The sequence below is a fragment of the Acinetobacter sp. CY79 genome, assembly GCF_059515845.1.
This window is the reverse complement of the sequence record NZ_JCAKMY010000004.1, coordinates 120,635-144,367: the sequence shown is the minus strand read 5'-3', so window position 1 is coordinate 144,367 and position 23,733 is coordinate 120,635. Positions and strand designations below refer to the sequence as shown.

Genomic DNA, 23,733 nt, shown 5'->3' with positions numbered 1-23,733 from the left:
TCTTAATTTGTTGTGTAGATTTAACTTCAAATATTCTGAAGAAGAAAATTCTGTTAAAACGATAATAATCTAATGAGGTGCTGTATGCATGTAGTTGTCATGGGTGCAGGTGTGATCGGAACCACCACCGCGTATTATTTGTCTAGAGCGGGTCATGAAGTGACGGTGATTGATCGTCAACCGAATGTAGCTCTAGAAACCAGCTTTGCCAATGCAGGACAAATTTCCCCAGGTTATGCTTCGCCTTGGGCTGCACCGGGAGTACCACTTAAAGCCTTTAAATGGATGTTTCAGCATCATTCTCCCTTAGCGATTAAGCTCACTGGAGATATGTATCAATACCAGTGGATGATACGCATGTTGGCAGAGTGTAATATTAATCGCTACCAAATCAATAAAGAACGCATGGTTCGCTTGTCTGAGTACAGTCGTGATTGTCTAGATCAACTGCGTCAAGACACTCAAATTCATTTTGATGAAAGGCAGTTAGGGACCCTGCAATTATTTAGAAAGCAAGAACAACTTGATATTGCGGGTAAAGATACAGAAGTACTTAAGGAAGAGAACGTTCCATTTGAACTCTTAGATAAAGAGGGGGTCATTCGAGTTGAACCTGCGCTTGCACATGCAACTGTGGATTTCGTAGGTGGTCTGCGTTTACCGAATGATCAAACGGGCGATTGTCAAAAATTTACGACAGAATTGTCTGAAATCGCGAAAAAGCAGGGTGTACAGTTTTTATTTAATACGCATATCAAATCAATTTTAAAAAGCAATGATCAAATCCAAGCGATTATTCTCAAAGACGGAACAAAGATTAAAGGCGATGTGTATGTGATGGCACTGGGCAGTTATAGCCACGAAATGTTGAAGCTGATCGGTACAGAGGCACCTGTTTATCCACTGAAGGGATATTCCATTACAACAAAAATATTAGACGAATCTAAATCACCGATTTCCACGATTTTAGATGAATCTTATAAAATTGCACTGACGCGTTTTGATGATCGTATTCGGGTTGGAGGGATGGCTGAAATTAATGGCTTTGACCGTAGTTTAAATAGCACACGTGAAGATACGCTTTTAATGGTATTACAGCAGTTGTTTCCAAATGCAAGTGATATTTCTGATGCACATTTTTGGACGGGTTTAAGACCTGCAACACCAGATGGAACGCCAATCGTAGGTAAAACAACATTTAACAATTTATATACCAACACAGGGCATGGAACTTTGGGCTGGACAATGTCATGTGGTTCGGCACAATTGTTATCGGATATTATTTCTCAGCAAAAACCAGCAATTGAATATGATGATTTGAATATTTTTAGATATCAATCTTAATACTCTTCCAAATCAGCTGGAAATAGAGGGTATGAGGCTAATCATTTTCAAATGAATTTCTAATTTAGAAAATAACTGTGTTATTCACGACACTTATTATTATTTGAGTCACATTTTCAATATAATGGCGCTCAACGATTGAAAATAAATATTTGCTTGAATGGAACCATCCCAACAGTATAAATTTTTACGTCACGCTTTGCGTGATGGACGAAGTTTTAATTCAAAGTCATCTTTTTGGCATCGTGTGCATCTTGATCCATGGTTGTTAATGCTGTTGGTGTTGAATGCTATATTTGGATTAATTATTGTCTACAGTGCGACTTCAGAAGATAGCAGTATGTTGGTTCGCCAAGCTTCTAGTTTTGTGATTGGATTCATTGTGTTGATTATATTTGCACAAATCCCGCCAAAAGTTTATCAGGTTATTAGTCCATATCTTTATGCCTTATCTATTGTCTTATTAGCCTTGGTTTTGGTGATTGGTGAGGTGCGTTTGGGTGCTAAACGTTGGATTTCTGTGCCAGGCCTCGGCAGTATGCAACCCAGTGAAATTATGAAATTTGCCATGCCTTTAATGATGGCATGGTATTTTTCACGAAAAGCAATTCCTCCGAAATTAATTCATGTGATCATTGCACTGTGCTTGATGATGATTCCATTTGTGTTGGTTGTATTACAACCTGACCTTAATATTGGACTGATTATTCCCGGCATTTTTGTTATTTTCTTAAGTGGAATATCTTGGCGTATTATTTTGGGGGGATTTGGTGCACTTGCTGCTTTAGCACCAATCGCTTGGATGTTTGTATTACAGGAATATCAAAAGAAAAGAATTGTGACACTCTTCGATCCTGAAGCAGATTCTTTAGGCGCAGGATGGAATATTATTCAGTCTAAAATTGCCATTGGCTCTGGTGGCTTGGTGGGTAAAGGATTTACCGATGGTACTCAGTCCCATTTGGGTTATCTTCCTGAACATCATACCGATTTTATTATGTCGACGCTTGCTGAAGAGTTTGGTTTTCTGGGTGTATTGACTTTATTTGTTCTATTTGCAGCGATCATTATGCGTTGTTTATTCATTTCCTTGAATTCTTTTCATAGTTTTGGGCGACTATATGTGGGTGCAACAGCATTAACCTTCTTCTTTTTTGTGTTATTAAATGCTGGGATGGTAAGTGGTGTATTGCCTGTAACAGGCGATCCTTTACCTTTGATGAGTTATGGTGGTACTGCTGTCATTGCAACACTCGCGGGAATGGGGATCGTGATGTCGGTGCATACGCATCGTTAATGTGCAGAATTTAAAGTTAACCTGAGCAAAATCTCAGGTTTTTTTACAATTGAATGCTGGTCAATGTTTATTAAATGGCATATTAATTGCCTTATAACAATGAAAGATTATTGCAGGAGAGATGTTCTTCTCTGAACGCGCCGAAGGAGCAACGACCCCGGAATCTCTCAGGCAAAAGGACTGTAATCATCGTAAAACATCTGGAGAGAAGCCTTTTTTTAATCAAAAATATAAGGCTCACCGAAGGGGATGGATAGATTCAAATGGATTGAATCTGATTCGAAGCTCTCAGGTACAGTGACAGATGGGGCATATATTGGAATTCATTCCAAGGAGTGTATTTATGCCGCATGTGGTTATTATCGGTTCAGGGATTACAGGTGTTACATCTGCCTATGAGCTGTCTCAACTGGGTTACCAAGTCACTGTCATTGATCGTCATCTATTCCCAGCGATGGAAACCTCCTTCGCGAATGGTGGGCAACTGTCCGCCTGCAACGCAGAAGTTTGGAATCAGAAATCGACTGTTTTAAAAGGCATTAAGTGGATGGCGCAAAAAAATGCACCATTACTGTTAAATCCATCTTTTAGTGTGCATAAATATGCATGGTTGATGGAGTTCCTGGGCAATATTAAACATTATGAAACGAATACCCATGAAACAGTGCGTTTGGCACTCTTGGCGCGTAAACGCTTATTTGATATTGCTGAACAAGAACATATCGATTTTGATTTGGAGAAAAGAGGAATCTTACATTTCTATCACTCAGAACAAGATTATATCTTTGCAACCCGTGTCAATGATCTGTTATGTCATGGTGGCTTAGAGCGTCATGCCGTGAGCTTAGATGAAATTCGAAAAATTGAGCCAAGTCTTACTGGAAATTATTATGGCGGATTCTATTGTCCGGGAGATGCTACAGGTGATATTCATAAATTTACAACGGGTTTGGCAGATGTCACCCAAAAAAATGGGGTCAATTACTTGTTTGGTATGGAAGTCGTAAATGTTGAGCATACACCAAACAAGGTTTTCATTAAGTATCATCAAAGTACTGAAAATATGTTGCAAAACTCCGCTGTGGTTGAACATTTAGAAGTCGATGCTGTATTGGTTTGCGCTGGGATAGGCAGTTATCAACTGGCGAATCAGCTGGGTGATCGGGTCAATGTTTATCCCGTAAAAGGATATTCAATTACAGTACAGTTGGAGGATCAAAGGAGTATCGAAAATGCCCCTTGGGTCAGTCTGCTAGATGAAAGCGCCAAAATTGTAACGTCTAGATTAGGCGTTGACCGTTTGCGTATCGCAGGAACGGCAGAGTTCAATGGCTATAACCGTGATATTCGCTCAGACCGTATTCAACCATTAATTGATTGGACCAATAAGAACTTTAATATATCGACAGAACATTGTGTGCCATGGGCAGGACTTAGACCGATGATGCCGAATATGATGCCAGTCGTGCGTCGAGGCAAGCGAGAGCGAGTATTTTACAACACCGGGCATGGTCATTTGGGTTGGACTTTATCAGCCGCGACAGCCGCAATGATTAGTCAAGAAATTGCGATTGCTTATCCGGTATAGATGATCATTGCAATGTAAAGCAGTGAATAGATCAATAAAGAAGGCATCAGGACGATGCCTTTTATGCTTTATTTAGTGCGATGATGCGTTTGAATTAGAGAACTGTAAAAATCTCTTCTTCCTTCAGTCGTGATTTCGGCAATTTAGCGTTGAAGTCATTTTCGCTTCGATAGCCTAAGGCTAGTAATACAGATGGAATTAAGCCTTTTTCAGCCAAGCCTAATTCTTTAGAAATGATGTCTTCATCGAAGCCACCAATGGGTGTGGCATCAATACCTTCGATACCAGCAGCCAATAAGGTTTGACCTAAGGCAATAAAGGTTTGGTTTTCAGCCCAGCGTTGAATATCACCTTTTTCATTGCGATAAAAATCCACATAACCTGTTCTGGCATCTTGTTGAGCTTGTTTAGCAGTTTCATCTTTAAAGCGCCCACTTAGCTCATCTTGCTGAATTAAATTGTCCAAATGTTGTTCCGTAATATCAGCTTTGGTGCAGAACAAAATACTATGTGACGAATCTAAAATTTTAGGCGCATTATAAGCATATTTGCCGACGAGTGATTTCGCGATTCGCTTCTTGGCATCATCATTTTCGATAATAAAAAAATGCCAAGGCTGAATATTGATTGAAGATGGAGTAAGGCGAAGAATCTGAATGAGGCGATCAAATTGTTCTTGAGGAATTTTTTTTGAAGGATCGTATGCTTTTGTGGTGTAACGTGATTTAGAAATATGCAACAAATCCATGGTGATAATCTCAAGAAGAATGAGATTGATTTTACTGCAATATAAATGGCTTGCAATCAATAAGATTCAATATCGATATTCAATTTCTGTAGTCAGATGTTGTAATTAATTTTATGGGTAGATTGAGAAAGAATGAAGCCAAAAGATGGCCTCATTCTTACGACCTGATGGATTAGTACGCGTATTTTAAATCTGTGTATTGCTTCATCGCGGTTTGTACATTTTTGCTAATAAATTCTTGAATTTCTTCTGGAGTTAAAAGTTTACCTTGATTGGTAATCGCATTTTCCATCGGTGGTTTGCCTTCAGACGTTAAACGATAAACAAAATTAGTTTGAATTTTAAAATTAGATTCGGTTTTAATGATGCTGGTCACGTAACGATATTTATGCTCAAAATTATGATCAGTATGAGAAAAAATAAATTGATCAAAGAGTTGTAGTGCCTTGCCATCTTCTAGTGCTTTAAGCTCATCAACAATTGAACTCTCAAACTGTACGCCAAATTTTTCTGAAATCGGTTTTCCATCAATTAATAATGAAACTTTATTGTCATCGTGGTTTTCGATAGTAATGTTGTTAAATGCAGACATGTTTATTTCATAAAATTAAAAAATATAGTGGATCATATCAAAGATCACTATTGATATTATAATCGGGAGGTTGAAAAATAAGCAAATATTCGTTTTAAAGCTTGATTGTTAGGTTAGCTTATTTTACTACCTTCTAATAATTTAATCTCTGTTGCACTTTAGGTAAGAATCTAAGATTTATAAAAAGTAGTATGAGATCAAAAAACATACTACTTATCTGTTTAGTTTTCTATAAATTGTTGAATAATTTTTTGTTTGGTTTTAATAGTTTCAGCTAAATCATGCCCACTGATATTCAAACTTAAAATACTTTGATTTGCATGTAAGGGAATACAATCAACTGTCATACGTTGATTGTTTAAAATAGCTGTTTTTGAATAACGATGCAGATGATCATCGTGATGATCTTTATCGTAATCCTCATTTGTATTTAAAGTAGTCGCATTCAATGTTTCGAAAATTAAATTTGATTTTTCAAGACATTGTTTAAAGTTGAGTGCGTGGTAATTGGTTGTTATATAAGGTGTTATTGATTTCTTTCTATTTTTATAGATGTGAATTGTTTTGTCTGCAAGAACTTCATAGTTTAATTTTTCTTGTTTTAATACGGTGTGTATCATTTCGTCTAATGGAACGTCTTTAAATTTCAATCTAAGCGGTCTGTTATGATCAATATCCTCATCAAGATAATAATTATACGAGGAGACGTGATCGGTTAATTCTAAAAATCTGGAAATTTCTAATTCTTCAAAATCAAAGCTAACCTTTTTAGTTCCTACAACATCGGCTAGTACTGAGTCTTTGGTCTGTTCAGCAAAACTCAAAATGGAAGTGCACATCAGGCTTATGAGTAATATAATATTTTTCATTGGTTTTCCGGTCAAGCAAATAGAATGTTTTGGAGATTTATTCACTGGTTTAATTAATTTAAGTTTATATAATAAGTTGTATTTTCATATTTCAAAACAAAAATTAAGAGGTTGAATGATTCACTCTAGTAATTAAGTTCTTAGGGTATCTCAAAATGAATTCTTAAGATCTCTCAAAATTGGATAAATTTTTTCACGTATAATATTCCTCTAAAAAAGTTGGTTGTTTTTTTGCATTTATTTGAAAATTATAGAATTATCATTAATGTTTTTATTGTACTTTATATACGAGATAAAAAACTACTGATTAAATAAATGATTATAAATTTTCAGAATAAGACCATGTACTTAAATTCAAAGGTTGACTAATATTATCAATAACAAGGATTTTCGCTTCAAATTCTCGCCAATCCCCTAAAACGATTCTCTTCTTACCATTTACATCATGAATCTCAGGACGATGCGTGTGACCATGGATCAAAATATCCGCATCATGAAGCGCATTTTCAACTGCATGTTGGTTTACATCCATGATGTCATAACTTTTCATTTGATTCGCTTGCTGACTTTTTTGTCGAAAACCATTGGCTAATGACTTGCGGAAAGAGAGAGGGGTGCGTTTGAGTAAACCCAATATAAACGGGTTCCGAATCACTTTGCGAAATCTTTGATAAGCGATGTCGTCGGTACAGAGCATATCACCATGTTCAATTCGAACTTTTAAATTGGCGATTGTTAAATAATCGACATCTGGAATCGATTGACCACCAAAGCGATTCAAAAATTTTTGTCCCAATACAAAATCACGATTGCCCACTTGGACAAATATATGATTGCCAGACTGAGTAAATAACTGAAGTGAATTAACGATTTCATCTAGCCAATCTGAATTGTCGTCATCTCCAATCCATGCATTGAACCAATCACCAAGGATATAAAGCTGAGTGTTGCTGTTTTTATATTGTTCTAATAAATCTAAAAACCCCCGAACAAGTCGAGGGTGATCAGGTGACAAATGTAAATCTGAAATAAACAGATAGGTCACTTTTTTTCCTTTTTGAAATCCCTCCCAACCTCCCTTTACGAAAGGGAGGAGAACCTAATTTTAAAAGAGGTTATTCCCTCCTTTATTAAAGGACTTGCGTAGCAGTGCTACTCAGGGAGGATTTACAATTATTCAGAAATGATTTTAGCAGATTCAATGACAACGTTTTCTAAAGGAACGTCAGCGTGATAGCCACGGTTACCAGTACGAACACCTTTAATTTCGTTGACAACTTCCATACCTTCAGTCACTTTACCAAATACTGCATAGCCCCAACCTTGCGCTGTTTTACCAGAATGGTTAAGGAAACCGTTGTTACCAACGTTAATAAAGAATTGAGCAGAAGCAGAGTGAGGAGCTTGAGTACGCGCCATAGCGATTGTACCCAAATCATTGGTTAAACCGTTGTCGGCTTCGTTTTCGATAGAATCACGCGTTGCTTTTTCTTTGAAGTTTTCATCCATGCCACCGCCTTGGATCATGAAACCGTCAATAACACGGTGGAAGATAACGCCATCATAAAAACCATCACGAACGTATTCTAAAAAGTTAGCAACAGTTTTAGGTGCTTTTTCAGAGTTAAGTTCAAGAACAATACGTCCTTTATTGGTGTTTAATTCGACTTGAGGAAAACTCATTCTATAATCTCCTGATCATGGACAAAAAAGCCATGGGTTTGTGGTTGAGAGAAGCATAAGCAAACTGTAAACTACAAGGCAAGCAAAAACGTTACTTTCTTTGTTAATAAACAAAAATTAGCGTTTTAATTATCCTATTTTATCTTATAGAAGTGATTTATCAACTATGAAGCCAAATGATGTTGTTTCATCCCTGCCAAATAACCCGACAACACAAAATCAATCTGTCGATGCTGCGCAGCAAGAACAACAGCCGGGCTTAGACTTTGTACGTCAAGTTATTACAGATGATCTAGCTACAGGTCGTACACAACAAGTTGTGACGCGGTTTCCACCTGAACCTAATGGCTACTTACATATTGGTCATGTCAAAGCAATTTGCTTAAACTTTGGTATCGCAGATGAATACCAAGGCTTATGCAACCTGCGTTTTGATGACACCAATCCAGATGCAGAAGAGCAAGAATATGTCGATGGTATTGCCAATGATGTGAAATGGTTAGGCTTTAACTGGAATGGTGAAACACGCTATGCATCAAGCTATTTCGATCAGTTGTACACATGGGCTGTGCAACTGATTAAACAAGGGGATGCATATGTTGATTTACAATCTCCTGAAGAAATCAAATTGAACCGCGGTAACTTTGTAGAACCCGGTAAAAATTCACCACAGCGTGATGCAACAGTAGAAGAAAACTTAGCCCGCTTCGAGCAAATGCGTAATGGTGAGTTGGGTGAAGGGCAAGCAGTACTTCGCGCCAAAATTGATATGACGTCTCCAAACGTCCATATGCGTGATCCAATCATGTATCGTATTTTGCATTCTGAACATCATCAGACAGGCGATACTTGGAAAATCTATCCAATGTACGACTACGCACATCCATTGTCGGATGCGATTGAAGGTGTGACGCATTCACTCTGTACTTTAGAATTCGTTGACCATCGTCCATTTTATGATTGGGTGGTTGAGAAAGTTAAATCTCCATCAGTACCACGTCAGTACGAATCAAGCCGTTTAAATATTGATTATACCATTACCTCTAAGCGTAAATTACGTAAATTGGTTGAAGGTGGCTATGTGAATGGTTGGGACGACCCACGTATGCCAACAGTTGTCGGTATGCGCCGTCGTGGCTTTACGCCAGAAGGTTTACGTGATTTTTGTAAACGCGTCGGTGTAACAAAAGTGGATGGTAGTATTGTTGATGTGGCAATGCTTGAGTTCTGTATTCGTCAGTCTTTGGAAAATACAGCAGCTCGTGGTATGGCGGTGTTAAATCCACTTAAAGTAACTTTGACCAATCTGCCTGAAGATATGGATTTAACCCATTCACGTCATCCAAACGTGGACATGGGCGAACGTATTATTCCATTGACCCAAGAAATCTATATTGATCGTAAAGATTTTGAAGAAATTGCACCGAAAGGCTTTAAACGCTTAATTCCAGAAGGTGAAGTGCGTTTACGTCATGCTTATGTGATTAAGTGCGATGAGGTGATTAAAGATGCAAACGGTGAAGTAATAGAGCTTAAATGTTCAATCGATCCTGAAACTTTAGGTAAAAATCCTGAAGGTCGTAAGGTCAAAGGCGTAATTCATTGGGTTTCAGCGACTAAAGGTGTCGAAGCAGAAGTGCGTATATACGATCGTTTATTTAATGTCGCTGCGCCGGATGCTGACGATGATTTCTTACAACACTTGAACCCTGAATCTTTAAAAGTTGTTCAGGCGGTGATTGAGCCTGCATTAGCTCAAGCTCAACCTGAAGATCGTTTCCAGTTTGAACGTGAAGGGTACTTTGTTGCAGATCAGCATGATCATAAAGCAGAGAAACCGGTGTTTAACCGTATTCTAGATTTGAAAGATAGTTTTAAACCAGCGAAGTAAGTTTTAAACAGTTACATTGTCCAGAACCTCATCTTAGGATGGGGTTTTTTAAAATCTGATTTTTATACACTCCGATGCTTATAAGGTAAATATATGTAAATAAATTTTCTTGATTCATGTGAATATTCATTTTATTTTTTTAATTATGACACATCAATAATAACTAAGTCTTAGGGATTAAAGGATTTTATATTGCTTGTTAGACATATTTAAATGATATTGTAGATCATTTAAATTGTTTAAAAACAGTAATTTGAGTTGACAATAGCGTCATCAGGACGCATATTGAATTTGAACCGAAAGGTTTATTTTGAAACTATGTTTTCCTCGAAACCCTGCTTAAGCGGGGCTTTTTTTTGCAAATTTTTTAATTGTCTTTGTTTGAGTGCAACATAAACAGGTTTATTCAGTTTCTTTTGATCATTCAATTTTTTCTTAATATAAAACACCAGTGCAAAACAAGTTGTTGCTAGTGTGAGGAATAAGCTATTTAAATAGCTGACCAAAGAACTGATATAACCAATAGTGGTTAAACGGTTCATCATCTTAATCACTTGGGGACTAGATTCTACGCCTGTAATTGCCCAGCTACACAAGTGCTCACAATTATTAATAATCAGATGATAGTTATTTTCATGCATTCGGGAACGCATACGTCTAACCACAAGGCGGCCTTTATATTTGGGTGAATCATAATGTCTGACTGTGATTTTGCGGTTGCGAGCGAATTGTTGAATTGAAGTGATTTCAATGGGATGTTTTTTAAATAAATGTGCAAATCCTGAGTAGTGGATCACTCGTCCTTTACCTGCATAGATACCATGATGGCTATAGCCAAAATGATTGACAATTAAGTGATTGCCGACTCTAAACTTAGTGACGTGTTTGGATTGCATATTTGATTCCAATAAAGAGGGATTGCATAGTTTTATTGAAAAGTGAGTGTTGATTATAACAAATATATAAGCAGGATGATTCAAGAGAAGTGATTTCAGATTGGATGAAGGCTTATTAATTTCTTAAGACTGCTAAAGACAAAAAGGTATATTTGTCAATCTAAAAATTAAAATATAAATTTGTCCGAGATCGCTTTTAAATAATCAGATCAGGGTTATTGATCAGCTAGGTCTAAAAAGGAATTTTGCATTTTACAGGTTTCAATCGCTTGTTCTTTTGACATGCCTTTAATCTGGGCAATAAATTCATCTTTTTGAGCTTTCATTGCATCTTTAGGTATTCCACTGTCAATTGCCATTTTTTCGATCTTTTCCCAAGAGCTCTCACATTCAGATGGCATTTGACTACATGCACTTAAAATAAGTCCTGAACTTAAAATTAAAACTAATAAATGTTCTTTCATAGTTATTCCTTAACGTTATAGTTATTTCCACATATGTATTTAAATATTTAATTTCTAAAGTAATTAATGAATGGTGACAATTTTCTCAATCATTTATAAAAAGAATAGCAATAAAAAAGCACTTATGAATAAGTGCTTTTTTAATTCAGTGACGACTTTGCAATTACTGAATAGGTGGTTTGGGTTGGATCAATGTCAATAAATCTTTACGATTATATCCTCTAGACATTAAAACTTTCTTGATCCCGAAAATCACATCTTCATCGGTCGCTTTTTGCAAAGCTGCAATGAGTTGATCATTCGTTTTACAAGAACAATCATTTTCAACACAAGCAATCTGATTTTTATGTTCATTTTGCTGTGGTGTGTTTAAAAACAACTTTTGCCAAAAACTCATATAGAGCCTTCACATACAACCTAACATAGAGTGAAATATAGCCAATCTAAAATATAAAACAAGTACCAAAATGTGCTGTGCGTCTCATTTCAACAGTTATTATTTCGATAACAAATATGAAGATAAACGAAATTATGACAATTTAATGACTTGATATTTTGTAGCTTATTGATTTTTCATTAGTAAATTTTATCGTATAAAAAAGCTACAAAATTATAGCTTTTTAAGTTAGGAAATAAATTGTTTAAATTTTAACTAATAAAACACCTGATTCCACATGATGGGTATAAGGGAATTGGTCAAACATCGCAAACTTTTCAATGCGGTGAGTTTGACTAAGTGTTTTGAGATTGTCATGTAGAGTATCTGGATTACATGAGATATAAATGATTTTCTCAAAACCTTGTAATAACTTTAAAGTATCCTCATCGATTCCTGCACGAGGTGGATCTACAAACACCGTTTCAAAGTCATAAGATTGGATATTAATGTCTGCTTCTTGTAAGCGTCTAAATTCGCGTTCAGCATTATAAGCTTGGGTAAACTCTTCAGCAGATAGACGTGCGACTTGAATATTGTCGATATTGTTTTGTTCAATATTCCATTGTGCAGCATACACAGAAGATTTTGCCAGTTCAGTTGCAAGTACGCGATTGAACTTCAAAGACAGAGGAAGGGTAAAGTTACCATTTCCACAGTAAAGTTCTAAAAGGTCTTTGTCCGATTTTTCTATGCTTGAACATGCCCATTCGAGCATCTTTTGACAGACCACAGCATTGGGCTGAGTAAAACTACTTTCGATTTGTTTGTATTTAAATGTACGATCAAAAACTTTGAGTTCTTCAACAACGAACTCGTCACTTAAAATCACTTTTTGACCGCGACTGCGACCAATCACTTTAATATTGAGTTTTTCAGCTAAGGTTTTAACCGCAATCTCCCAATCTTCTTTCAGTGTTGAGCGATAGATCATTGAAACCAGCATTTCGCCTTTTAAAGTGCTGAGAAAATGCACTTCAAATAATCGCTTGGACAGAATCTCTTGAGATTTCAGCTCTTCAAGCAAAATAGGCATTAAATCATTAATGCTTTTATCTGCGATTGGGAACTCATCTATACGAACAACGGTTTTGTGTTGTCCATCTTGGCTACGTTCAAACATTGCATAGAACATATCGTCTTCAGTATGCCAAATACGAAATTCTGCACGCATACGGAAGTTCATTTCAGGAGACGCAAATACCTCTAATTCAGGCGGATTATATTCGGCAAATTGTGAACGAATGCGATCAATTTTGGCATCAAGCTGTTGTTGGTAAGATGAATTCATAAAATAAAAAAACTAGCACAGAGCAGAGGCGATGGTATCAAAGATTAGCCATTTTTTCTGCATAAACTTAGCTTGAATTGAGTTTAGAATTATCTTTTGGTGAGATGTTCAACTAAATATTCAATGAACACACGCACTGCTGGGAGCAAGCCACGTCTTGATGGGTAAACTGCATGGAAAATACCATGCGGCGCTTTCCACTCTGGGAGAACTTTGACTAATTTCCCTGAGGCCACATAATCTTCTACGATATTGTCTGGTAATAATGAGATACCACAATTTTGAGATGCTAAATCTGCCAGCATCATCAGGTCTGAACCCATCAGAACAGGATTAATTTTCACTTTAATCGTTTGATTATTCTCGCCATTTAGAACCATCTGTTGATCAGTGAGTTCATCGACCATACTCAGGATGCGATGTTGAGTCAGATCTTCAGGTGTATTTAGCATACCAAATTCATTTAAATAGGCTTGGCTCGCGAATAAATGCTGTTCAATATTTTCAAACTTACGAACGATTAGGCTCGGATCATCATCCAAACTCGAACGTACACGAAGCGCAACATCAATCCCTTCATTGATAATGTCGACACGTCGATTACTCACGATCAATTGAACTTTAATCTCAGGATAAAGCTTTAAAAAATCGGGCAATACTTTCGCCATTTCACTTTGTGCAATGGTAACAGGTAGGCTAACTTTGATTAAACCACGCGGTTGTTCACTCAAGTGATCGACTAGATCATGTGCAGACTGCGCAGCATTCATCATGACTTTAGCATGTCTATAAATATTCATGCCAATATCGGTAACGGCAAAGTGTCTTGAGCTACGTTGAATCAATCGAACGCCTAGGCTTTCTTCTAGATTATAGACACGACGGCTGAGTTTTGACTTGGGAATATCTGTAGCACGTTCAGCTGCACTAAAGCCACCGTGTTCTACAACAAGCGCATAGCAATAAAAATCATCTAAGTCCGACAGCATTTCCCCATTCCATTGTTGCAACGATTTGGCTATTAAATGAAATATTGTCGCATGAGGTCAATATAAAGTTTGTTTTTAAATTCATATTTCTAGATTTGTTTACAGCTCTATCAGTTCTTGTATTAAATATTAGATCATTCAAATTAAAATCTATTTATTACTACTCTATGACAAGGGGAGTCGCTAAAATATCAAGCATTTTATTGATCATTTTAAAGTCCTGAATATGTCCTTTCAACTTGTCGAAGTTCAAACACCTCATGAAAATTTACTTTGCCCACACTGTCAGCGTGCTGTGTTGGATTGGGATCTAGAGCAATATATTCAGCCATGCGAACATACTTTATTTATTGCGATGGATTTAGGTTTTGAATATATCTCAGATGAGTTTGAGTCGACCATGCAAAAAACCGTCGATGAAATTCATGCCAATGATGAAATGATCAAGGTTATTGATGAAATCAAACAATCAACGTATTCTTCATTTTTGATTTATAAAGCTGATTTAGGTGTTGACGGTTATTATCGTTATACCGGTTTTAGTCAATGCGATTATCATTATTAAAACTTATTAAAAAAGCTTGATCGTTATTTCTATGGATCAAGCTTTTTTGTATTGTAATTTCAAAAGTGAAATTAATACTCAATTAACCAATCTGAATCTCAGTCTTGGGATGGCTTAAACGACTTTTCTTTGGTGTTGCAATCAAATAGGCAAGGGTCAAAGGTCCTAATCGTCCTGTAAACATGAGTATCATGATAATCATCAAGCTCATCGGCTGTAAGTCTGCTGTGATCCCACGCGACAACCCTACCGTACAGGCGGCTGACACTGCCTCAAACATGAGATCCAAAAAGCTTTTGTTCGGTTCTAAGATCAATAAACTAAAGAAACCTATAAAGATGAGCATTGAAGTAATCGAGACGACTGCGAAAGCTTTATAGGTGGTTGTGGCAGGGATGGAATGCTTGAAGACGCGTAATTCATCAGAACGTCTTAAGAAGGTTATTACACTTAAAACCATAATAATAAAAGTACCGACTTTAATACCACCTGCAGTACTCAGTGATCCCCCCCCAATAAACATGAGTAACATCGTGACTAAGGTTGCAGGATCACTCATATTGTTCATTTCAATACTATTAAATCCTGAAGATCGTGGCACAGTGGCATGAAACCATGCATTTAAAGCTTGATCACCAAGGGACATGGGTGCAAGTGTTAGCGGATTACTGGCTTCAATACTCCATAACACGATAAAAGCAAATACGTTAATGCCTGCGATTGTTGATAGAATAAGTTTGCTGTTTGTGGAAAGCTTTTTCCAAGATTGAGAGCGCTTAATATCCATGAGAACCAAGAAACCGATCCCACCAATAATATAAAGTAGACTAATGGTGAGCGTCACCATATATTGCCCTGAAAAGCTCATTAAACTATTGGGAAAGAGTGAGAATCCACCATTATTAAAAGCTGAAACACTATAAAAAGCAGCATAGAACAGCGCTTGCTTAAACTCGTAAGTCGGCATCCACGCAATGGTTAAAATGATTGTTCCTATACCTTCGAAAAATAAGGAATAGAGCAGTACGCCTTTCATGGTAAATGTGGCATTGGCTAGGCTGGTTTGCCCGATGGTTTCTTGTGCCATCACTTGTTGTTTTAAACCGATTTTTGTAGACAGGCTTAGTGCGGCGAGAATCGCAAAGGTCATAAATCCTAAGCCACCACACTGAATTAACAGCATGATAATAAACTGTCCGAGTGTGGTATAGGCTTCACCGATATTGACCACAGACAATCCCGTAATGGTGACGGCAGATGTGGCTGTGAAGATTGCATCTAACCAACTGATGTCGCCATGATGTGAAAATGGCAATTTAAGTAAAAGAGATCCGATAATAATGAAGCTCAGAAAGCCCAGTGCCAATAAGCTTGGCGGGCTGAGATTGATACTATTGCTTTGTTTATTGACCAATCTCGCATAGAACTTCATCATTTTTGTTTAAATCTCGATGAAAGTTTACGCAATCGATCGACAGGGCCTTCGATAATTAAAATATCATCCGCTTGTAGTAACAGACCGGGGGCAACATCATAAATAATATGCGTACCGCGTTGTAGTAATAAGGGGTTAACACCATCGGTTTGATCGACAATTTCTTTAAATTCTATGCCTTTTAAATGTTCTTCAACTTCAATTTTAACAATAAAATGGTCATCGTTGAGTGCCATATATCGCCGCACCATAGGATAGCTTAAGGACTGTGCAATACGAATGCCCATATCTTCTTCTGGGTGGATAATTTGTTCAATCCCAAGATGCGACAGAATCATGTGATGTGACTTAGACTTAGCTTTGGCTAGAATTTTTTCTACGCCTAAATTTTTTAAATGTAGGACACATAAAATGCTGGCTTCAATATCATCACCGATAGCCACTACAACAGCATCACAATTTTGAACATTCAGTTCTTGCAAAACATGCTCATCCGTCGCATCCGCAATCACTGCGTGGCTGATTTGTTCCGAGATATTTTCAACGAATTTTTTCTCAGTATCGATGCCGATCACATCATGTTTTAATTGAGTTAGCTCTAGGGCTACAGTTGCTCCGAAGCTACCTAAACCAATAACTGCAAACAGGGCCATAACTAAAATATTCCTGAGCTAAATTCGAGGTGAGTTTATATTTTGTCGTGATTTTATATTTTTGGCTGATAATTTGATAGATTGAGCACTGACTTTTATAAATTAAAAATCAATATAGAGAAGATCATCATGTCACAACACATTTATAGCGTATTACAATCCCTTATTCCTGAACTAAAACAACCTTTAGAGAGCCAACAGGATGACTTTGATTATTTCCGAGATTGGCTCAATCAAGATGCTGAATATTTACATTATATTGAGCTTAAAGAGTATTTTGATAATGGTATTGATGAAAATTACTATTTTAAAAAATTTAATGTCAATACACAGCAATTGAACAAGGACATTGATCAGCAACTTTCGAATTTATTTGAACAAAGTGAAGAGGGCTTTGGTGGAGATTCATTTGATCAAGAAATGGATCTCATGGAGCAAACAGAAACCATCCTTTTTGATAATATTAAAAAAGTTGCAGATGAGCATCAATTGTCTTTATTAGTTGTATATCGTGAGAATCCCTACTGGCTACTCTTACCTAGCCAAAATCAGCAACAACTTGAGATGATCGTCCAAGAATTCAATCAAGCTTTTAATGATGATGGAGATCTCAATATGGCGATTTATGAGTAATTTCGCCATAAAAAAAGAGCTTCGAAGACGAAGCTCTTTTTAAAATAATCGTGATGATTTATTTTAGGAAACGCTGATAACCCAAATTATTGGTAATTTCATCATATGGATAAGTAATATTTTCCAAAGTCTGAATCAGACCATCTGGATTTTGCTGAGCATCCGTCGCTTCTAAACCGACAAGTACACGACCTTCGGCAGCACCATGGTTACGGTAATGGAAGAGGGTAATATTATGTGTTGGGCCAAGGCGTTCTAAGAAAGTCAGTAAAGCTCCTGGACGTTCAGGGAACTCCACACGGAACAAGCGCTCATTTTCAATATCCGCATGACCACCAATCAAATAACGAATATGGAGTTTTGCGACTTCATCATCAGATAAATCATCGACATCATAATGGAATTTTAACGTATCAAAAATTTCATGACGTTCTTTTTCGCCACCTTTTAAGCTGATGCCAACAAAGACTTGCGCTGCTGAAGAATGACTTGCACGGTAATTAAACTCAGTAATGTTGCGACCTTGTAAGGCACGGCAGAAGTTTAGGAAAGAGCCTTTTTCTTCAGGAATCGTTACCGCAAAAATTGCTTCCTTACGTTCACCAAGTTCTGTCCGTTCAGCAATATAGCGAAGACGGTCAAAATTCATATTGGCGCCGCAGACAATTGACACAAGATTTTTATTTTCCAAGCCATGTTCAGCGACGTATTTTTTAATTCCAGCAAGTGCCATCGCACCAGAGGGTTCTACGATGCTACGGCATTCGTCATACGTGTCTTTAATCGCAGCACAGATTTCATCGGTATTCACTAAGACCACATCACGTTCAACGATCGGGCCTGAATTGTCAGATTTCATTAATTGAATCACTTCAAATGGTTTTTCACCAATTTGAGCAACTGCAGTACCATCTGCAAATAAGCCTACAGAAGGGAGGACAACACGTTCACCTGCTTCAAAAGCTGCTTTTAAACATGCAGATTCGTCATATTCAACAGGAATCACTTTGACATGTGGTGCTACATCACCAAGGTAGGCAGCAACACCACCAATCAAACCACCACCACCTACAGCCACGAAGACATAATCCACATCACGCCATTGACGTAAAATTTCATTGCCAATAGTACCTTGACCCGCCATGACCAATTCATCGTCATAAGGAGGAATAAAAGTCATGCCTTCATCTTTGGCACGTTGAATCGCGTATTTATTGGCAACATCAAAAGAGTCGCCGTGTAGTACAACTTCACCACCTAAACGCTTTACGGCCTGAATTTTAATGTCAGGCGTGGTTTTAGGCATCACAATAATCGCGCGAATTCCCAGTTTTTGACCAGACAATGCCACGCCTTGAGCATGGTTACCTGCTGAAGCTGTAATTACACCACGTTCTAGTTGAGATTTTGGCAGTTGGCTAATACGGTTATAGGCGCCGCGTAGCTTAAAAGAAAAGACAGGTTGTAGATCCTCGCGTTTAAAGCGAATGTTATTATTAAGCTTTTCACTAATTCGTGGTGCTGCTTCGAGTGGAGTTTCGATTGCAACATCGTAGACTGTTGCTTGTAATATTTGTCGAACCAAACGAGACAGCATGTTAATTTTCCATCTAACAGTTTAAAATAGGGCTTTATTGTAACAAACCCCTGTGCATTTGGGCTGTAAAATCAGCATCAAATGTCAAAAAATAGTTGAGCCAAGTTATGAGTCTGTATGCAACCCAAGATGAAAAGAAACAAGCTGCTGCTAAAGCTGCTTTAAAACACTTGCCTAAAGGCGGTATTTTGGGTGTTGGTACAGGAAGTACTGTAAACTTCCTAATCGAATTGTTACCAGAACTTCAGCTTGAAGCAGCTGTTGCAAGTTCAGAAGCAACTGCACAACGCCTGAAAAAATTAGGCATTGAAGTGGTTGATATGAACCATGTCGGTGGTTTAGACGCTTATGTTGATGGGGCGGATGAAATTGATCGTCATATGCACATGATTAAAGGCGGCGGTGCTGCTTTAACTCGTGAAAAGATCGTGGCATCGATTGCGAAGAAATTCATTTGTATCGTCGATGATTCTAAGTGGGTCGATCAATTGGGTCGTGGCTTTGCACTTCCAGTTGAAGTGATTCCAATGGCACGTTCTGCTGTAGCACGTAAAATTGTGTCTATGGGTGGTGATCCTGTGTATCGTGAAGGCGTGGTGACAGACAACGGTAACGTCATCTTAGATGTTCATAACTTGAATATATTAAATGCTTTACAGCTTGAAAAAGATATCAATGACATTCCAGGTGTGGTGTGTAACGGTATTTTTGCAATCAATAAAGCGGATGTAGCTGTGGTGGCAACTGACAATGGCATTGAAGAGCGTACTGCAATCTAATTCATATAAATAGTCATTTGACACTTTAAAACCTCCTTTTTGTAAAGGAGGTTTTTCAACCATAAGAATAGATTGAAAAAATAGGATTTTGAAAAATAATACGATGACTTTAGCAGACCTTCCTGAAATCCAAATCGTTCGTAATGTTCGATCTACCCGTTTAAGACTGCGAGTCGAACCGCATCAGATTCGCTTAACTGCTCCTGTATTTTGTACCAAATCCCAAATTCAGAAGTTTATAGATCAGTCTGAAAGTTGGTTGCTTGAAACATGGAATAAACAACAAAGTCGGGTAATTCAGAAGAGTGAGCCGAGAGTACTTCCGACTGAGTTAAAACTATTTAATCAAAATGTACCTTTACAGATTTCTTATACGACGCAAAAACAAAATTTTATCTTAGACATAGATGCATTACATTTGTCAGTTTCAGATCGACAACCTGAAGTTTATTTAAAAGCTTTTGTCATACAGTATGCCAAAGATTATTTGCCCAATTATTTAAGTCAGATTGCTCAGGAGTGTCATTTACCTTATGGAAAATGTTCGATTCGGCAGCCGAAGACACGTTGGGGGAGTTGTACCTCTAAGCATGACATTATGTTGAATAGTGGTTTAGTGCTTTTCCCTAAAGAAATCACGCGATACGTTGCTGTACATGAGTTGGCACATACGAAGCATTTTGACCATAGTCAGCGCTTTTGGAGTGAAGTTGAAAAGCATGATGTGAATTATCAACAGCATCGAAAAATATTAAAAACAAGTTCGATGCCGTGGTGGTGGACGAAAAAATAAACATAAATATTGTGAGAAGAAAAATTGAATAATAAAAATAAGGAATATGTTGAAGATGAAAACAGCGGACTTAAATTGTCAGATCTTATAAAATTTTTTGGTTTTATTGTTTTTTTCCAAACAATGATTTTGTCTGGCTGTATTTTATCAAATATTAATCATTATAAGATGGTTGATAAAGGAACATATGAAGTTGTTACTTTTAAGCAATCAAAAGATACATCTTTGGTAAAGCATATTAATACTGTAAGAGGTGATGTATATGCACACTTTTATGTTCATGGTCATCAATATAAAAGCTATACCTGTGAAGGTATATTGAAAAAAAGGGATCAAATTGAAATTTGTAAATTAATACGTGATGAGAATAATAAAATTTTAGAGATTGAAACTGATCAGAGAATCAATCAGCAAAATAATAATGTAACTTATGAAATCAGAGAAATTATCTATCAAGATGCAACTAACAAAACTAAAAAGCTAGTAATAAAGAAAATTAATTATTCTGAACAACAGTTATTATACCAATATAAAAATAAAGTCATTCTTTATGTAATACTTGATTCAATTTTATTGTTACTTGCATGTCTTGTTTTTTATAAGTGTCGATATAGCGATAATTATAAAAAGAACAGTAAATTTACAGCAAAACTTTTTGATATTTGCCGTGTTCTGATCTTTATTTTTATTGCTTTTCAATTTGCACTGATTTGGCAGCTTTTGCTGAGTCTGTAATAATGATCACGACATTTAGGTTTAAATATCTTAATTGATAGTTCAGTTAACAGTTCAGAAAGCACTAACTTCCTGTCATACTACGCGATGTAAATGGATACTTTTGATTAGAGGTTAAGATCGTGATTTCAGTTGGTATTGTAGGTGGTACAGGTTATACAGGCGTCGAATTATTACGTCTTTTGCTCAGACACCCAAACGTACGTGTAGATGTATTAACATCTCGAACTGAAGATGGTCGCCGTGTTGACGATATGTTCCCAAGCTTACGAGGGCATACCGATCTTTGCTATTCAGATTTAAATATCGACGCCCTTAAAAAATGCGATGTTGTGTTTTTTGCAACGCCTCATGGTGTAGCGATGAAGCATGCGGAAGAATTGGTCGCTGCCAATACCAAAGTGATCGACTTAGCTGCGGATTTCCGTTTGCAAGATCTTGAGCAATTTGAAAAATGGTATGGCATGCAGCATGCTTGTCCAGAACTATTAAAAGATTCAGTGTATGGTTTATCTGAACTGAACCGTGAAAAAATTAAAAATGCACAAGTGATTGGTAATCCAGGTTGTTACCCAACTACGGTTCAGTTGGGTCTTGCACCTTTATTTAAGCAATCTGAAACCTTAGTTAAACCTGAAAGTATTATTATTGATGCGAAATCTGGAGTGTCTGGTGCAGGTCGTAAAGCCAGTTTAGGCATGATTTATTCTGAAAATGCAGATAATTTTAAAGCCTACGGCGTAGCAGGTCATCGTCATCAACCTGAAATTGTAGAAGCATTGGAAAATATTTCAGGTCTAAAAGATGTGTTTGATCACATTGTATTTGTTCCACATTTGGTTCCCATGATTCGTGGTATGCTCAGTACGATTTATGTGGATTTAACCGATGCAGGTGATCAAGCAGACTTACAAAGTTTATATGAAGATTTCTATGCCAATGAAACCTTTGTCGATGTGATGCCAGCGAACAGCTCGCCTGAAACACGTTCAGTGCGCGGAGCCAATCAGTTACGTATTGCATTGTATAAACCACAACCGAAGAAATTAGTGGTACTTTCAGTTCAAGACAACTTGGTGAAAGGTGCAGCAGGTCAAGCGGTTCAAAACATGAACTTGATGTTTGGTTTTGCAGAAGATGCTGGATTGCAAGGTATCGGATTATTACCATAAAAAACGCTTTTCAACTTCACACACATTTAACTTTAGCGTTAAATGTGTGTTTTGATACTAAGAATATTTAGAGATAACGATGTCGAACGCAGAAATTCATAACTTACCACAACCGAATAAGAAGGCTAAAAAGTCATTCTTAAAAGGAAATACGCCACTTTTGGTCGGTGGAGTTGTTCTTTGCGCAGGTAGCGTATTGTTAGGTTATACGGTCGGTCATCGCCAAGGTTTAACTGTTGTTGGTTATGATGCTGATGCTGAACAATTGGTTGAAGTGGTTGCTAAACAAAAGCATGAATTGTCAGAACTCAATAAAAACTTGAATTTGGCAGTGCAAGAGCGTGACGTAGCAGTTGCGAATTCGAATGATTTGTTTGCTTCATTTAACCAAGCCAAGGCAGATAAGGTTCAAGTTGAAGGAATGAGTGCGATTTATCGTGAAGTTCTTCGTCAACGAGGTGGGTTAAGTTTAACTGTACAAAACCTTGCGATTTTACCCTTACCTGAAAATATTTATGAGTATCAAATTGATTTAGTACAGGTGAGTCCAAACAAACGTCGTGCTGCAGGTGAGATTGAGTTACGTTTAATCCAAGGTACCGAAGTATTGGTTGTTCCGATTTCTGAAAATCGTTATAACTTTGAAGACTTTCAGCGTTTAACAGGTCGTTGGACCATGCCTAAAGGCTTCAGTCCTCAGTTCATTGAAATTCGTGTGAAAGGTGCTACGCCTGTGACTAAGCGATTTAGTTGGGGGCGTGGTAAAGCAATCGAAAACAGTCCTACGGTGGCAGCGGATGTACCGCAAGCTGCTGCTAACTCTCAATAATTGTAGATTTATAGAATTATGCGTAGAAATAAGCGTCATATGAGCTTAAATGAAATCAAATCATCATTTCATCAAACGGGTTATGTAGATTGGCACTTTAATCCACGCTTAGGTGATACACAAAACAACGATGTAGATCCAGATCATTCAGAGGGTGATTTGGCAGTTGAAACTGCACCGCCTCAATTTAAGCGTCCACCTTTATATCATGTAGTTTTACTTAATGATGATTACACACCAATGGATTTTGTAATTGAAATTTTACAACAATACTTTGGATTGAATCTTGACCAAGCGACCGAAGTAATGCTAACAGTACATTATGAAGGAAAAGGTATTGCTGGTGTCTATCCAAGAGACATCGCCGAAACCAAAGCCAATCAAGTTAATAATTATGCTCGCTCACAAGGTCATCCATTACTTTGTCAAATCGAGCCACAAGAATAAGGGGATC

General features: G+C 37.2%; 25 protein-coding genes and 1 riboswitch. Of the genes, 12 read left to right on the top strand and 13 right to left on the bottom strand.

Going from position 1 to position 23,733, the window contains the following annotated elements; translation table 11 throughout:
* Positions 1 to 84 precede the first annotated feature (84 nt).
* From AC5YCE_RS03080 to AC5YCE_RS03070, 3 genes are all read left to right on the top strand, one after another.
* Complete coding sequence (locus tag AC5YCE_RS03080; RefSeq protein WP_496171016.1) at positions 85 to 1,344, top strand: D-amino acid dehydrogenase; 1,260 nt, start codon at positions 85 to 87, stop codon at positions 1,342 to 1,344.
* 160 nt (positions 1,345 to 1,504) lie between these two features.
* Complete coding sequence (rodA, locus tag AC5YCE_RS03075; protein ID WP_496127257.1) at positions 1,505 to 2,641, top strand: rod shape-determining protein RodA; 1,137 nt, start codon at positions 1,505 to 1,507, stop codon at positions 2,639 to 2,641.
* 103 nt (positions 2,642 to 2,744) lie between these two features.
* Positions 2,745 to 2,834, top strand: a riboswitch (glycine riboswitch).
* Positions 2,835 to 2,984: 150 nt separating this feature from the next.
* Entirely contained in the window at positions 2,985 to 4,229 is a 1,245-nt protein-coding gene (locus tag AC5YCE_RS03070) for a D-amino acid dehydrogenase (RefSeq protein WP_496171015.1), read from the top strand.
* 94 nt (positions 4,230 to 4,323) lie between these two features.
* Here the strand turns inward: AC5YCE_RS03070 and nfsB are convergent, their stop codons facing one another.
* The 5 genes from nfsB to AC5YCE_RS03045 form a co-directional block, all read right to left on the bottom strand.
* Positions 4,324 to 4,977, bottom strand: coding sequence for an oxygen-insensitive NAD(P)H nitroreductase (gene nfsB, locus AC5YCE_RS03065; protein WP_496171014.1), 654 nt, complete (start codon positions 4,975 to 4,977; stop codon positions 4,324 to 4,326).
* Between the two features lie 172 nt (positions 4,978 to 5,149).
* Positions 5,150 to 5,569: a hypothetical protein gene (locus AC5YCE_RS03060; RefSeq protein WP_496171013.1), complete on the bottom strand. Its 420-nt coding sequence runs from the start codon at positions 5,567 to 5,569 to the stop codon at positions 5,150 to 5,152.
* A gap of 221 nt (positions 5,570 to 5,790) precedes the next feature.
* Entirely contained in the window at positions 5,791 to 6,438 is a 648-nt protein-coding gene (locus AC5YCE_RS03055; protein ID WP_496171012.1) for a hypothetical protein, read from the bottom strand.
* A 319-nt stretch (positions 6,439 to 6,757) separates the two neighbouring features.
* Positions 6,758 to 7,483 (bottom strand): UDP-2,3-diacylglucosamine diphosphatase, encoded by a 726-nt coding sequence (locus AC5YCE_RS03050; protein ID WP_496171011.1) that lies wholly within the window; start codon positions 7,481 to 7,483, stop codon positions 6,758 to 6,760.
* A gap of 128 nt (positions 7,484 to 7,611) precedes the next feature.
* Positions 7,612 to 8,121 (bottom strand): peptidylprolyl isomerase, encoded by a 510-nt coding sequence (locus AC5YCE_RS03045; protein ID WP_496171010.1) that lies wholly within the window; start codon positions 8,119 to 8,121, stop codon positions 7,612 to 7,614.
* 166 nt (positions 8,122 to 8,287) lie between these two features.
* Between AC5YCE_RS03045 and AC5YCE_RS03040 the strand changes: the two genes are divergently transcribed.
* The gene (locus tag AC5YCE_RS03040; protein ID WP_496171009.1) at positions 8,288 to 10,012 is read left to right on the top strand and encodes a glutamine--tRNA ligase/YqeY domain fusion protein; all 1,725 of its coding nucleotides are present in this window, start codon (positions 8,288 to 8,290) and stop codon (positions 10,010 to 10,012) included.
* 305 nt (positions 10,013 to 10,317) lie between these two features.
* Here AC5YCE_RS03040 and AC5YCE_RS03035 read toward each other — a convergent pair whose 3' ends face one another.
* From AC5YCE_RS03035 to AC5YCE_RS03015, 5 genes are all read right to left on the bottom strand, one after another.
* Entirely contained in the window at positions 10,318 to 10,908 is a 591-nt protein-coding gene (locus tag AC5YCE_RS03035; RefSeq protein ID WP_496125202.1) for a lecithin retinol acyltransferase family protein, read from the bottom strand.
* Positions 10,909 to 11,123: 215 nt separating this feature from the next.
* Positions 11,124 to 11,372 carry a hypothetical protein gene (locus AC5YCE_RS03030; RefSeq protein WP_496171008.1) on the bottom strand — a complete coding sequence of 83 codons (249 nt, stop codon included), beginning with the start codon at positions 11,370 to 11,372 and terminating at the stop codon, positions 11,124 to 11,126.
* Between the two features lie 163 nt (positions 11,373 to 11,535).
* Positions 11,536 to 11,769 (bottom strand): hypothetical protein, encoded by a 234-nt coding sequence (locus tag AC5YCE_RS03025; RefSeq protein ID WP_496125204.1) that lies wholly within the window; start codon positions 11,767 to 11,769, stop codon positions 11,536 to 11,538.
* Between the two features lie 244 nt (positions 11,770 to 12,013).
* Positions 12,014 to 13,099 (bottom strand): tRNA (uridine(54)-C5)-methyltransferase TrmA, encoded by a 1,086-nt coding sequence (gene trmA, locus AC5YCE_RS03020; protein WP_496125205.1) that lies wholly within the window; start codon positions 13,097 to 13,099, stop codon positions 12,014 to 12,016.
* Positions 13,100 to 13,188: 89 nt separating this feature from the next.
* Positions 13,189 to 14,088, bottom strand: coding sequence for a LysR substrate-binding domain-containing protein (locus tag AC5YCE_RS03015; RefSeq protein WP_496125206.1), 900 nt, complete (start codon positions 14,086 to 14,088; stop codon positions 13,189 to 13,191).
* Positions 14,089 to 14,314: 226 nt separating this feature from the next.
* Here AC5YCE_RS03015 and AC5YCE_RS03010 point away from each other — a divergent pair, with 226 nt between their 5' ends.
* Complete coding sequence (locus AC5YCE_RS03010; protein ID WP_496125207.1) at positions 14,315 to 14,653, top strand: hypothetical protein; 339 nt, start codon at positions 14,315 to 14,317, stop codon at positions 14,651 to 14,653.
* An 82-nt stretch (positions 14,654 to 14,735) separates the two neighbouring features.
* On the opposite strand, the gene AC5YCE_RS03005 is transcribed toward AC5YCE_RS03010, so the two are convergent.
* Together AC5YCE_RS03005 and AC5YCE_RS03000 are read right to left on the bottom strand one after the other, a co-directional pair.
* Complete coding sequence (locus AC5YCE_RS03005; protein ID WP_496171024.1) at positions 14,736 to 16,085, bottom strand: TrkH family potassium uptake protein; 1,350 nt, start codon at positions 16,083 to 16,085, stop codon at positions 14,736 to 14,738.
* On the bottom strand, positions 16,085 to 16,741 hold the full coding sequence (locus tag AC5YCE_RS03000) for a potassium channel family protein (protein ID WP_496125208.1): 657 nt from the start codon (positions 16,739 to 16,741) through the stop codon (positions 16,085 to 16,087). Before AC5YCE_RS03000 ends, AC5YCE_RS03005 begins: the two co-directional genes overlap by 1 nt.
* 129 nt (positions 16,742 to 16,870) lie before the next feature.
* On the opposite strand from AC5YCE_RS03000, the gene AC5YCE_RS02995 reads away from it, so the two are divergent.
* Positions 16,871 to 17,374 (top strand): hypothetical protein, encoded by a 504-nt coding sequence (locus AC5YCE_RS02995; RefSeq protein WP_496171007.1) that lies wholly within the window; start codon positions 16,871 to 16,873, stop codon positions 17,372 to 17,374.
* A gap of 58 nt (positions 17,375 to 17,432) precedes the next feature.
* On the opposite strand, the gene ilvA is transcribed toward AC5YCE_RS02995, so the two are convergent.
* The gene (gene ilvA, locus AC5YCE_RS02990) at positions 17,433 to 18,971 is read right to left on the bottom strand and encodes a threonine ammonia-lyase, biosynthetic (RefSeq protein WP_496171006.1); all 1,539 of its coding nucleotides are present in this window, start codon (positions 18,969 to 18,971) and stop codon (positions 17,433 to 17,435) included.
* A gap of 107 nt (positions 18,972 to 19,078) precedes the next feature.
* Here ilvA and rpiA point away from each other — a divergent pair, with 107 nt between their 5' ends.
* The 6 genes from rpiA to clpS all read left to right on the top strand — a co-directional run bounded on the left by rpiA (position 19,079) and on the right by clpS (position 23,726).
* A complete protein-coding gene (gene rpiA, locus AC5YCE_RS02985) occupies positions 19,079 to 19,750 on the top strand; it encodes a ribose-5-phosphate isomerase RpiA (protein WP_496171005.1) in 672 nt (223 codons plus the stop codon).
* 103 nt (positions 19,751 to 19,853) lie between these two features.
* On the top strand, positions 19,854 to 20,543 hold the full coding sequence (locus tag AC5YCE_RS02980; protein WP_496171004.1) for a YgjP family zinc-dependent metalloprotease: 690 nt from the start codon (positions 19,854 to 19,856) through the stop codon (positions 20,541 to 20,543).
* A 24-nt stretch (positions 20,544 to 20,567) separates the two neighbouring features.
* The gene (locus tag AC5YCE_RS02975) at positions 20,568 to 21,278 is read left to right on the top strand and encodes a hypothetical protein (RefSeq protein WP_496171003.1); all 711 of its coding nucleotides are present in this window, start codon (positions 20,568 to 20,570) and stop codon (positions 21,276 to 21,278) included.
* Between the two features lie 122 nt (positions 21,279 to 21,400).
* Positions 21,401 to 22,450 (top strand): N-acetyl-gamma-glutamyl-phosphate reductase, encoded by a 1,050-nt coding sequence (argC, locus tag AC5YCE_RS02970; protein WP_496171002.1) that lies wholly within the window; start codon positions 21,401 to 21,403, stop codon positions 22,448 to 22,450.
* Positions 22,451 to 22,529: 79 nt separating this feature from the next.
* Positions 22,530 to 23,279: a DUF6776 family protein gene (locus AC5YCE_RS02965; RefSeq protein WP_496125215.1), complete on the top strand. Its 750-nt coding sequence runs from the start codon at positions 22,530 to 22,532 to the stop codon at positions 23,277 to 23,279.
* 18 nt (positions 23,280 to 23,297) lie between these two features.
* Positions 23,298 to 23,726: an ATP-dependent Clp protease adapter ClpS gene (gene clpS / locus AC5YCE_RS02960; protein ID WP_496125216.1), complete on the top strand. Its 429-nt coding sequence runs from the start codon at positions 23,298 to 23,300 to the stop codon at positions 23,724 to 23,726.
* Positions 23,727 to 23,733 lie beyond the last annotated feature (7 nt).